Origin of the sequence: Microcoleus sp. CZ3-B2, assembly GCF_036705055.1 — a bacterium.
In the GTDB taxonomy this organism is placed as follows: Bacteria; Cyanobacteriota; Cyanobacteriia; order Cyanobacteriales; family Microcoleaceae; genus Microcoleus.
This window is the reverse complement of the sequence record NZ_JAUBTN010000030.1, coordinates 35972-47815: the sequence shown is the minus strand read 5'-3', so window position 1 is coordinate 47815 and position 11844 is coordinate 35972. Positions and strand designations below refer to the sequence as shown.

The 11844-nt window shown below is 46.2% G+C and carries 9 protein-coding genes and 1 pseudogene; 4 read left to right on the top strand and 6 right to left on the bottom strand.

What is annotated here, in order from left to right; translation table 11 throughout:
* Window positions 1-135 precede the first annotated feature (135 nt).
* From QUA97_RS15440 to QUA97_RS15425, 4 genes are all read right to left on the bottom strand, one after another.
* Window positions 136-1302 (bottom strand): glycoside hydrolase family 10 protein, encoded by a 1167-nt coding sequence (locus tag QUA97_RS15440; RefSeq protein WP_194009211.1) that lies wholly within the window; start codon window positions 1300-1302, stop codon window positions 136-138.
* 217 nt (window positions 1303-1519) lie between these two features.
* Window positions 1520-2782 (bottom strand): methionine adenosyltransferase, encoded by a 1263-nt coding sequence (gene metK / locus QUA97_RS15435; RefSeq protein WP_194009212.1) that lies wholly within the window; start codon window positions 2780-2782, stop codon window positions 1520-1522.
* A 332-nt stretch (window positions 2783-3114) separates the two neighbouring features.
* Window positions 3115-3810, bottom strand: coding sequence for a Uma2 family endonuclease (locus QUA97_RS15430; RefSeq protein ID WP_194070205.1), 696 nt, complete (start codon window positions 3808-3810; stop codon window positions 3115-3117).
* Between the two features lie 337 nt (window positions 3811-4147).
* A complete protein-coding gene (locus QUA97_RS15425) occupies window positions 4148-5242 on the bottom strand; it encodes a Get3/ArsA fold putative tail anchor-mediating ATPase NosAFP (protein ID WP_333195151.1) in 1095 nt (364 codons plus the stop codon).
* Between the two features lie 446 nt (window positions 5243-5688).
* On the opposite strand from QUA97_RS15425, the gene QUA97_RS15420 reads away from it, so the two are divergent.
* The 3 genes from QUA97_RS15420 to argJ all read left to right on the top strand — a co-directional run bounded on the left by QUA97_RS15420 (window position 5689) and on the right by argJ (window position 7677).
* Window positions 5689-5883 carry a hypothetical protein gene (locus tag QUA97_RS15420; RefSeq protein WP_194009216.1) on the top strand — a complete coding sequence of 65 codons (195 nt, stop codon included), beginning with the start codon at window positions 5689-5691 and terminating at the stop codon, window positions 5881-5883.
* 64 nt (window positions 5884-5947) lie between these two features.
* Window positions 5948-6088 (top strand): hypothetical protein, encoded by a 141-nt coding sequence (locus QUA97_RS15415; RefSeq protein ID WP_194009217.1) that lies wholly within the window; start codon window positions 5948-5950, stop codon window positions 6086-6088.
* Window positions 6089-6435: 347 nt separating this feature from the next.
* Entirely contained in the window at window positions 6436-7677 is a 1242-nt protein-coding gene (gene argJ / locus QUA97_RS15410; RefSeq protein WP_194070209.1) for a bifunctional ornithine acetyltransferase/N-acetylglutamate synthase, read from the top strand.
* A gap of 47 nt (window positions 7678-7724) precedes the next feature.
* Here the strand turns inward: argJ and QUA97_RS15405 are convergent.
* Together QUA97_RS15405 and QUA97_RS15400 are read right to left on the bottom strand one after the other, a co-directional pair.
* Window positions 7725-8893, bottom strand: a pseudogene (locus tag QUA97_RS15405) (RNA-guided endonuclease InsQ/TnpB family protein).
* A 320-nt stretch (window positions 8894-9213) separates the two neighbouring features.
* A complete protein-coding gene (locus QUA97_RS15400) occupies window positions 9214-9417 on the bottom strand; it encodes a hypothetical protein (RefSeq protein ID WP_194070211.1) in 204 nt (67 codons plus the stop codon).
* 264 nt (window positions 9418-9681) lie between these two features.
* Between QUA97_RS15400 and QUA97_RS15395 the strand changes: the two genes are divergently transcribed.
* Window positions 9682-11667 (top strand): sensor histidine kinase, encoded by a 1986-nt coding sequence (locus QUA97_RS15395; RefSeq protein WP_333195150.1) that lies wholly within the window; start codon window positions 9682-9684, stop codon window positions 11665-11667.
* Window positions 11668-11844: the final 177 nt, after the last annotated feature.

Here is an 11844-nt window from a genome sequence, read left to right as displayed (position 1 = left end):
TGTTTGTTACTTGGCATCGCCGCGCTCTTGACTAGGCGAACTGCGCTATATAATTTTAGAGCAAGTTAGGTTCAAAGAGCGATCGGCTCCGTTGAACGCAGCGAACCGGAAACAGCCCAATTCCCGGACAGTATCTTACCCGTAGGGCCCGTTTTTCAAAACCTCAGCCAAAGCGTTACCGTTATCTCGCAAACCTTCGTAAAAAAACAGCACTTCTCCTTGAATGCCGCGGGCGCGGTTGTAAGCAATTACTTGCAACAATAGCTCAGGATTCATGCTATACTTACTACCTCGATTCGCTAACAAAATACCGGGGGATACGCAGTGCAGTTGTTCGCCGCTAAGCTGTTGGTCAACGAGTCGATCGACCAATTGTTTGTAAGCCTTAAAATCCCGGCGGTAAAACTGGGGATGAAGCATATCAACCAACTTTTTGTCAACCCAAGTTTGAGAATCTTGCAAATATTCCACCAGTCCCCATTCATAGGGACTAGGCGAAAGCGACAGCAACAAATCAGGATTAATAGCCTTCAATTCTCGGTGCAAGCGAGCCACAAACTCAGTAATAATATCGGCGCGCCAGTGCAGCCAATGTTGCTCTCTCGGATTCTGTGGCGCTTCTCTCCCGCACTCTTGCAGGTAGCGTTTAACCGTTTTTTCGTCATAACCGCCTTCGGAAGGAAGCGCAATGCGATCGTCTCCTTGAACCCCATTTACCGGATAATTCCTAGCAACTTCCAGCATCAACCCCAGCAAAAAATCTTGAACTTCCCCATCAAGAGAATTCATCCATTCAAACTTATTTTTTTTAAGTAAATTGCCGCTGCAATCGCGAGCCGCCCACTCAGGTTTTTTCGCCAGCAAATGACCGCCATTGAGATTGTAAGAACTCACAAATCCGTATTCAAACCAAGGAATAACTTTTAAACCAACTCTATTCGCCTCAACAATTAATTCTGCCAGAGGGTCGCGCCCTTGATAGCGCGCATCTATTTCTATCCCAAATTGTTCGCGCATAATTTGAGAAGGATAAGCAGTAAAACCCCGGTTCCAAACAACAGGAAAAACTGTATTAAATCCCGTATCTGCCAGAAAGTCCATTGCTTCAGCAATCCGCTGTTTTGAGGTGAGAACTTTGCAGTCGGTGCTGGGTATCCAAACGCCGCGAATTCCCGTGTGATGGGGCGTAAATGTTCTGGGAATCGTTATTTCATTTTTCGCGTCAACTAAAACCGCAAACTGCTGTTTAAATAAAGATTTGAAACTGTGAATTGCTGACTGGAATCGCTCTAAAAATGGCATTTAATCTAGGGATTTACAAGATTTTGCACGATTTTTTATAACTCGCATTAGGTGTCAATATTAGCAACGGGCTCGCGTGCCCGTTCCACAATTAATAAAATTTCTTGTGGGCTGTTAGCAACGGGCTCGCGTGCCCGTTCCACAAACAATAAAATTTCTTGTGGGGCGGGCACGCTAGCCCGCCCCTGAAATTTTACTGACCAGCCCTGAAATTGTGCTATGCAGCTACTCCAGACAACTTCTGGCTCAAAGCTGCTTTCAAAAGCTCGGCCTTGTCAGTTTGCTCCCAAGGCAACTCTAAATCAGTGCGCCCGAAGTGACCGTAAGCCGCCACATCTTGATAGAAACGGCCGCCTCTTTCTGCCGGCAAATTCTGCAAGTTAAATGCGTGAATTATCCCTGCAGGACGCAGTTCAAAATGCTGCTTCACAACTTCCAAAAGCCGATCGTCATCAACTTTCCCCGTCCCAAAAGTTTCGATCATCATGCTGACAGGCCGCGCCACGCCGATCGCATAACTCAACTGCACTTCACACTTTTCGGCCAAACCGGCCGCCACGATATTTTTAGCAACGTAGCGACAAGCATAAGCCGCGCTGCGGTCTACCTTCGTGGGGTCTTTTCCAGAAAAAGCACCGCCGCCGTGGCGAGAATAGCCGCCGTAGGTATCCACAATAATTTTGCGGCCCGTCAAACCCGAATCTCCTTGAGGCCCGCCGACTACAAATTTGCCGGTAGGGTTGACAAGGAAGCGAGTTTCTGAATCCGGCTTGACGCTAATATCGGCAAACACTGGTTGGACGACAGCAGTCCAAAGGTCTTCTTTAATCTTGGCTTGAACCGCGGCTGTTTCTGTGATATCGCCGATCGCCTCAGTGTGCTGCGTAGAAATTAAGATCGTATCGATACCAACAGGTTTTCCGTCTTCGTAAATTACCGTAACTTGGCTTTTGCCATCGGGACGCAGATAAGATAACTGACCTGTTTTGCGGACTGTGGCCAATTGACGGCAGATCCGGTGCGCTAAGCTGATCGGCAGAGGCATCAATTCCGGCGTTTCGTTGCAAGCAAAACCAAACATCAAACCTTGGTCGCCCGCGCCGATAGCATCCAATTCCTCTTCGCTAGCTTCTTCCCGGCTTTCCTGAGCCGTATTGACACCTTGGGCAATATCGGGAGACTGAGAGTCTAGAGCCACCAACACCGAGCAGCTATTGGCAGAAAAGCCGTTGTCAGCGTGGATGTAACCAATATCGGCTATTTTTTTCCGCGCTAATTCTATGTAATTTACCTGCGCTTTTGTGGTAATTTCGCCCGTGAGCAGCATCAAACCCGTGTTGACGACAACTTCGGCGGCGACGCGGCTTTTAGGGTCTTCGGTCAGCAAGGCATCTAGGATTGTATCTGAAATTTGATCGCAGATTTTATCGGGATGGCCTTCGGTAACAGATTCAGAGGTGAACAGGTAGCGACGTGACAATGATTATTTCTCCTTTTATGGGGGCGAATCCTGCACGACATCGGCGACAGACGACTGACTTTTCAGGTAGAGGCCAAGAATCATCGCCTCTGGGTCGCCGTCTAAGGTGTGTCGGTCTGCTCTGCAGTGTTGAAGCAGGGTTGGAAATTAGGTAAAGTGACACTACTATAGCAAAGTCATAGGATTTTAGACTTTAGATTTTAGATTTGAGCTGGGGAAGGACAGGTGAGATCGAGGTTGGGAGCTTTATCTACAGTTTAATTACTTTTGGAAACTAATATCAGTTTGGGTAAGTCCTAAAGTCCGAACGATCGAACCTCTACGAGTTGCAATTACAATTGATTGGGGTCGATTCCCATTTCTCGGAGTCTTGATTCTAAAGCTTGCGATCGCGATCGTTCTTGTTCCAGCAAAGCTTCTGCTTCCTGAGCCCGTGCTTCCGCCTGCTGCCGCAATTGCGCGAGTTCCACAAAACTCACAAACGGTTCTCCCGACGGCCCGAACATTTCGAGTCCAGTTTCAGACAATCCAAAGCGCACCCCCAATCTCGGACTAATCCAACCGTCGATTTGTTCGATCGCCTCTAACTCTTCCTCAACCCGCTGCCATCCTGTCAATTCTAATGTTTGCCTGTCGTACAAATAGTATTCTTCCACACCGTAACGTTCGTAAAATTTGAATTTTTTAATCATGGGAGCCGGACGATTTCCCGGCGACCAAATTTCAAACACAACTTGCGGCGAAATCTTATCTTCATTCCACTGTTTATAGGAACCACGATAACCTTTTGGTATCCCAAAAACTACCATCACATCTGGTGCTTGGCAAAGTTTATTATTTCCTTCAACAGGATACCAAAGCAAGTCGCCTGCCACAAAAACATTCGGATCGTTCGCAAACAATAGTTCTAAGTTTTCCTTAATCCAGACGATTAATCGGAATTGTTCAGTATTGTCTGACATTGGTTCTCCGTTGTCGTCGGGGTAGATAATATTTGATTTGTCGGGAGATTGCAGTTGTGTAACCATTGCTGTTTCCCCAAATTTGCTGCTAATAATATTGTATTGTAAATGATATCAATTCCGTCCTTCGTAGGGACGAGTTTTATCAGAAATCTTCGCAATCATTCAAAGGATAAATAAACCTGCCCCCGCCCCACGGTCAATCTGAATCTACATGGCGATTTACCGTTGGGTGGGGACAGGTTGTTGAGATTGTTTGTTTCCGGCGATTATGGTGGGTGAAACCCGCCACGACGATCGCACAAATTATACGATCGCGAATCAACGAGAAATGATATTAGAGAACTCGATAATTCATCGGTGTATCCGTATCAAAATCTCTGAGAGTGCCTTCTTCCTTACCCTAAAAAGAAACAATCAAGTAACCATTTTGGAATTTAGCACCAGTAACAGACTTCCCAGTTAGCGCCGGAGGTAGCAAAATATTGCGCCGCTGATCGCCCGCTTCGATGGTCACTTCCGGCCCGGATTGAATCAATTTAATTTCTTTCTTATCAAACCCAGGCAAAAACAAACTAACTTGACGCTGTGCAATGTTGATGTTAATCGGTTTAGGAGCTTTTGCGGCCTCAGAAAAATCGGGCAAAGCATCAATTAAGGGCTGCCAGTTACTGTCACTGTGCGCTGGAACCGAAACCGCCGTCAAAGGCTCAAAATCTGCAGTAATAGCTTCTGTAACCGGTGCTTGATTAACAATGACACCGCCCACAGTCAAGCCAACTTGTTGAGAACTTCCCCAAAGATAGCGGGCCGTGGCGATCGCACTTGCATCCCCAGTCGTCACCAAATAAGCCGCCGTGCGGTTCGGATCTGCCAGCGCTTCCTTACCCTTATCCAACAGATTATCGACTTGCTTGGTAGATTGAAAAGCATTGTCTCCCGACATATCCACAGTCAACACGGTACTGACAACCGGTTGAATAAAAGGCGAAAGCGCTTTCCCCAAATCCGAATCTACCAAAGCTTGGCGGAACCTGCGGATGTACCAGCTCAGAATTTCCGGCATTCCCAGCATCCGCAGCGTATCCATGCCGCCATTGCCGTCATAGACAATTACATCGTATTGTTTGCTGTCCTCATATTCCCGAAGTTCGTTCAACGCTAGGGCGCTGTCCATTCCCGGTAAAACTCCCAATTCTTGACCATAAATCTGTTTGAAAAATGGGGTACGGACATATTGAGCTTCCAGTTTTTTAACTTCGTCCCACCTGCGTTCTAGCAGTGGCGCGCTTTGCACCTGAACTGCTTTGAGGTTGGGGGCGATTTCCTGGGGGTTCGGAGTCAGGGGAACTCCTAGCAAAATACCCAATGCAGGGCCCGGATCTTGGCCGAGCAGCAGAACTCGCTTGCCTTGAGCTGCGTATTTTTTAGCTGTTGCGATCGCGATCGTGCTGCGGCCAGTGCCGCCTTTGCCCAAAAATGTCAAAATCAAAGCCATTTTCTGTTCTCAGTGCCAAATTTTCAGTAAGATTACGAATTATCAATGCTTTAGGCCATGACTGGCTAGTTTTCTAGGAACTATCTAGCAAGCCAGTTTACCGAAATAACTTTTTACCAGACTCCCTACAGTGTCCCTCACCTGTCGCTGACCTACAAGCAAACTGATCTAGCAATATTCTAGAGTTTGGTTGTCGGTCAATATTTGCGATCGCCCGTCCAGCCTTTATTCACAACCTCAAGGAACGATCGCTGCTTGAGATTGCAGGCTGAATCAATTACCCAAAGCCCGATCGCACTTTCTGCACTCTCGATCTACCGAGCGATTGTAAAATTTTGTGACAATTTTAATTCGGTAGCATTAGATACAGAATTATCTGTTATAGTCATAAATAGGACTAAAAAAATAATTCAACATTGAAATAAAAAAATACGGAGGAACCGCATATGTCTACCGAAAATCAAGCCCGCTCTCTGATGATGCGCCACCACCACATGGTGAAGAACCGGCAGCAATCCATGCTCAACCGCACCGCTAGCGAAGTCGGGATGGAAGATACCAATTACTGGGGCCACATTCAAGGCAAAGCGCAGCCAAGCCTTCGATCCAGTTACGATCGCAGCAACGCCACCATGAGCTAAGGCAAGCTCAATTTCCCTAATTGTCTACGAAGTTATTACCGATAATTTTTTGGAGAAACCAGTTATGTCAACTCAAGAACAAGCCCGCAGCCTGATGATGCGCCACCAACACGTCGTCAAAAACCGTCAGGAATCCATGCTGAGCCGTGTGGCTGCTGAAGTTGGTTTAGATGCTGGTTCTCCAGCGAGTATCGATCGCAAATAACTCGTTTTTTCAACAGCGAGACAGTTGAATCGAGTTTGTTGTTTTTAGCTAAAAATTAATAATGACAGTTACAAAACCGTCGCGACTTCTTCTTGAGTTCGATCTCTAGAAAGCAAGTCGCGATTAATTTTTTTTGGGCTAGTTAAATACAAAAAGTAAAGCACAGCCTCGCTTAACGGCATTTCCCCGCCGAAAAACCGGAAAACGAGCAACCCTTACCAAATCATCAGTCGCGGGCAATCTCAAATCTAAAAGTTGTGAGCCAGCGAAGCCGAAGTATCTAAAATCTAAAATTCAAAGTGATATAATCCCTCTTCAGAAGATTGAAGGCTACTAGGGAGGTCATCATGTCGGAGTGGAAAGTAATTGACGGCGGAGTTACAGCACCCAGAGGATATCGAGCATCGGGAATTACAGCGGGTTTGAAGCCTTCAGGCTTGCCGGATTTAAGTTTAATTTTGTCAGAAGTAGACGCGATCGCCGCAGGAGTCTTCACTACATCCACCGTCCGGGCCGCTTGCGTGGACTACTGCCGCCAGCGTTTGCAAACTAAACCCAGCGCCAAAGCAATTTTGTGCAATGCGGGACAAGCAAATGCCGCTACTGGCGAACAAGGTTTGGCAGATGCCCTAGAAAGTGCCAAATTGTTGGGAGAAGCGCTAAATATTCCTCCAGAATCGATTCTTTTGGCCTCCACAGGAGTAATCGGACAGCGGATTAAAATGGAACCGCTGAGGGCGGGAATTCCGCGATTAGTTGCTGAGGCATCGGAAACTGGTTCCGATGCGGCGGCGAAGGCTATTTGTACGACTGATTTAGTGCCGAAAACGATCGCCCTAGAAACTGTGTTTGGCGATCGCACCGTGCGCGTCGGCGGCATTTGCAAAGGTTCGGGAATGATTCACCCGAATATGGCAACAATGCTAGCATTTGTAACCTGTGATGCAGCAGTATCCTCGCATTTGTGGCAAGAAATGCTGAGTCGAGCTGCTGACAGAAGTTTCAATCAAATTACAGTTGACGGCGATACCAGTACCAACGATTCGCTCATTGCTTTGGCCAACGGTCAATCTCGCACCCCGGCGATTACAGAAATGGGCCCGGAGGCTGAAAAATTAGAGGCGATGCTGACAGAAGTTTGCGTGCATTTAGCAAAGGCGATCGCCCGCGACGGCGAAGGTGCAACTTGTTTGGTAGAAGTGCAAGTTAGCGGTGCCGCCGACGAAGTTTCTGCCAGTAAAATTGCCAAAACAATAGTCGGTTCTTCTTTGGTGAAAGCTGCTATTTTCGGACGCGATCCCAATTGGGGCAGGATTGCGGCGGCTGCGGGGCGCGCTGGTGTTCCTTTTGAACAGGAGAATTTGCGGATTCAATTGGGAGATTTTTTGATGATGGAAAACGGCCAACCCAAAGAGTTCGATAAATCTGCTGCGAGTAATTATATGAAAGCGGCCGCTTCGGGAGAATATTTGAAGGGAGACACGGTTTTAATTCAGGTTGGTGTCGGGAATGGCGGCGGTTTTGCGAAGGCTTGGGGATGCGATTTGAGTTACGATTACGTGAAGATTAATGCCGAGTATACGACGTGAACTACCAGACGCTGACCACTTAAGTGGTACAGCGCCAGCTTCCTGATTCAACGGGGCGGGGCGTCCAACAAAACCGAAGTTTTACTCTTGTCCACTTACATCCCCTCCTCCGGCAGAAGCGCTAGTTCCTAACGCCAAAATCCGCAAGGCTTCATTCCTAATGTTGATGGCGGCGTTGACATCGCGATCGTGGTGATGACCACAATGCTGACAACTCCATGCTCTAATATCAAGAGTGAGATTATCAACTCGATTTAGGCATATATGGCAAGTCTTAGAGCTAGGAAACCATCTATCGATTTCGACATATCGTTTTCCTTCACTCTCGGACTTGTACTTAAGCATCGTACAGAACATACCCCAACCAACATCGCTAATAGCTTTGGCTAAATTATGATTCTTTACCATGCCTTTAATATTGAGATTTTCCACTGCAATAACTTGGTTTTCGTCAACTATCTTGCGGGATAGCTTGTGCAGAAAATCTTCGCGACACCGGGCTATTTTGGAGTGGACTTTTGCCACCGCCAGTTTTGCCTTTTTCCTGTTTTGACTGTTTTTATTTTTACTAGCAAGCTTTTGCTGCTTGCGTTTCAAGTTTCGTTGACCCTTGACAAAGTGTTTGGGATTGCCAAACTTAGAACCATCACTGGCGATCGCAAAATGAGTTAACCCTACATCGATGCCAATAGCTTGATCCGCTGGAACGAATTCAGGTTTTTCTTTCCCATCCGAGATCAAAACAGAAACAAAATGTTTACCGTCCGGGTTCCGAGACACGGTAACAGTCTTAATGTTTCCCTCAAAGTCACGATGTCGCCGACAATGGACTAATCCAATCTTGGGTAGATGGATATAGTCACCGTCGAATTTAACATTTTGAGGATAACTAATCGACTGCCTACCGTGCTTGGCTTTGAATTTGGGCGGCATTGCCCTCTTGTCAAAGAAATTTTTATAGGCAGTAGATAAATTGAGGGCGACCACCTGCAAACATTGAGAATAAGGCTCTTTTAACCATTCGTACTCTTTTTTGAGGTTAGGGAGCAAGCCTTGTATGTATGCCCGCTTACAGTCCTTTCCCAGTATTCTTGTAAGTTTCTTGACATAGATTTAAAGCGTAGTTCCAGAACCATCTCGCGCAGCCAAAAGACTTTGCAAGCAAGACTTCTTGCCCACCTGTGGGATAAATTCTGTACTTGTAGGCTTTATACATTTATCAAGATTGCCGAATACAGATAAAAAAAATCATAGCGCACTACCACAAAATTGATTCGCTGTTGCTCAATTTATTTTCACCGCGAGTTTGGGTTCTATAAATACAAAACACCAGATGCTCCCCAATCTCGCGCCAATAAATCCATCATCGCTGGGAGAGTGATTTGGTGGCTTGGAAAACACTGTAAATTGCTCTAACTTAGCAATACTAAGGCTTTGTGTCTCCCCCGACAGCGGAAGCGGTACCCAAAAAGCTATACTTGAATTGCATGACTTTGCCTCAGACTGCTCGAAAGCGGGGCCGCAGTGCCAAAAGTCCTAGCCTAGCGGGGTGTAAGCCATCGCCCCAGGGTGCAAAAGTTCGATCGCCAGCCGCATTTGTGACAGTCTGTAGTACGAACTCGTCGGATGTTCATGCTCAACAAAAACCGTCAAGCAATCGTCGCATTGCTGACAGCAAAGCTCCAAAGCTGAGGAATCGGGTGCATTGTCAACAGACAATTTCAGCTTTGGACAATTCACAAGCAAAACTCATCAGACAGAATTTTCTGCCTGTAATATTTCCTGCGGCGATAATTCACTGCCGGGATAAATATTTCATTTTTTGCCTGTCGCAGACTTTTACAAGTCGAACAAGTAATTTGGAACAACCATCAACAGCCTAATTATCTATTAGACATCAACCGAATTTAAGTTGATCTTTTGACTCGACAAGAGTGAAAGATACTTGTTCGCAGATGTCTGCTGAAAAACCCACAAGCTTTTCCGTTTGGAAAACTTAAGAGCGTGGTAGATTTTAACACAATACAGCGGTTGCATATGTCAAGAATTAACTTGCTCAAAAAAACAGAAAACAAAGAAAAATTTTCGATGGCGGCTTGGTTTGGCAACGGCGAGTCAAATCCAGAGTTAGAAGCATTAAATCAGCAGGCAAAACCTGTAGCAACGCAAAAACTTAACCCCCAAAATAGCAATGCAGGTAAGCCGATGCCACTCTTTTTTTCCGAACAACTGGCTTCTGTAAAAACCGCCAATCAAAACTCGTACATTCAGGATTTTGTCGATAAATTATCCTTGAAATTCAACAAAATCTTACCAGTTAAAATTGGGGGGTTGCCCATCCATCAAAAAATTGGTGTCGGGTATTTACTAGCAATAGGAATCGGCTTTCTCGGCTCCATGAGCGGACTGGTGATTGCCGACTACTACCAAGGAAAAGGATTAACACAGCTCCATGAGGCTCACGTACAAGCGCAATTGCTCGGCAATTTTAAAGATGCAGCCCTCGCGGCACAATTGCAGGGAGCGCAGCTAGATTCTTTTGTAGATAATTCGGCCAAGCTGGAACTCCAAAAACAGCAGTTTTTTAACAGTATTGTTAAAGCAAAAAACCTGCGGCTGGACATAGAAAGATTTGCCGATAGCGAACCCGCATGGCTGGCGGCAAAGCCGGAAGTTATCAAAACTTTACTGCAAGATTGCACGAAAAATTTAGAATCCTATGCCGATACTCTCTCTTTAACTTTGCAGCAAATCCAGCAATCGCAACTGTCGCCTCGCGAGATAGAGTCAGCCAGAAAATTGTTGGCGACAGAAAGTGGAGAAGGTGCAAAACAACTCGAAGCTCGCTTTCAGGAAGTGAGCAAAATCCTCGATATTGCCCAGCGGCAAGAGCGGCAAAGCGGTGCAGTTATGGAGGACGCTCAAGGCATCGAAAAAGCCATAATTATGATGAGTATGCTGCTGTCGGTGGCAGTGGCGGGAATGGTGGCTTACCGCACCAGTCGGGCGATCGCCAAACCAGTCGTCAGCCTCACTCAGGTGGCCGAACAAGTAGCCGCCGAGTCGAATTTTGATTTGCGAGCACCCGTCACCGGACAAGACGAAATAAGCTCGTTAGCTGTGTCTCTCAATCACCTGATCGAGCGAGTTTCGGAACATACAAAAGAATTGGAACAAGCCAAGGAAGAGGCTTTAGTTGCTAGCACTGCCAAAAGCCAGTTTTTAGCAAATATGAGCCACGAGTTGCGGACGCCTTTAAACGCGATTATCGGCTACAGCCAACTACTTTTAGAAGAGGCGGCAGAGCTTGAAGGAGAGGATTTTGTTCCAGACTTACATAAGATTCAAAATGCTGGTACGCACTTGCTATGTTTGGTTAACGATATCCTCGATTTGTCTAAAATTCAAGGGGGGGAGGTGAAACTCGAAATCGAAGAATTTGACATTGCATCCCTGGTTGATAATGTGGAGATTGCGACTAAATTGTCTGTAAAAAAGAATGGCAATGTTTTAGAAATAGAGTGCAATCCTCAAACTGTCGGCACAATGCACGCAGATTTTGCGAAACTGCGGAAAGTGCTGCTGCATCTGCTGAGCAATGCTGCTAAGTTTACCAAAAACGGTCTGGTAAAAATCAGCGTCAGCCGCATTGAGGGAACCGGAAAATCTAAGGCAGCTAAGCTGTCGGGTATTGAAAATTCAATTGCTACAGGCTCGATTGCTTGTCCAATTGCTAGTGCTGAAGCATCGGATTGGATTTGTTTCCGAGTTCAAGATACCGGCATTGGAATGTCTGAGGAACAGCAGTACAAATTGTTTGAAGCCTTCGTGCAAGCTGATTGTTCGGCGACGCGCAAGTACGGCGGCACTGGATTGGGACTCACAATTAGCCGCTATTACTGTCAGATGATGGGCGGCGAGATTTTGGTGGAAAGCGAGGAGGGAAAAGGGTCAATTTTTACTGTCCGCATACCTGCAGGAGATGGTTAATCTCAAATCCTCTCTTCATCGGAATAGTAAATTCACTCTTGACTGTTGACTGTTAACAGTTAACAGTCAACATCATGTATGAGTGCAACCGGAATGGATATAATATCTAATGCGAATCGATGGCGATGTTGGTTTAGATCCTATCGTTTCCGGCTGCATCGGAATTATATATTTGAA

Excerpts from the sequence above, each read along its gene's own strand:
- QUA97_RS15420 (WP_194009216.1), top strand. The coding sequence starts at position 5,689 with ATGTCTACCGAAAATCAAGCCCGCTCTCTGATGATGCGCCACCACCAC.
- QUA97_RS15425 (WP_333195151.1), bottom strand. The coding sequence starts at position 5,242 with ATGGCTTTGATTTTGACATTTTTGGGCAAAGGCGGCACTGGCCGCAGC.
- QUA97_RS15430 (WP_194070205.1), bottom strand. The coding sequence starts at position 3,810 with ATGGTTACACAACTGCAATCTCCCGACAAATCAAATATTATCTACCCC.
- QUA97_RS15440 (WP_194009211.1), bottom strand. The coding sequence starts at position 1,302 with ATGCCATTTTTAGAGCGATTCCAGTCAGCAATTCACAGTTTCAAATCT.
- argJ (WP_194070209.1), top strand. The coding sequence starts at position 6,436 with ATGTCGGAGTGGAAAGTAATTGACGGCGGAGTTACAGCACCCAGAGGA.
- QUA97_RS15415 (WP_194009217.1), top strand. The coding sequence starts at position 5,948 with ATGTCAACTCAAGAACAAGCCCGCAGCCTGATGATGCGCCACCAACAC.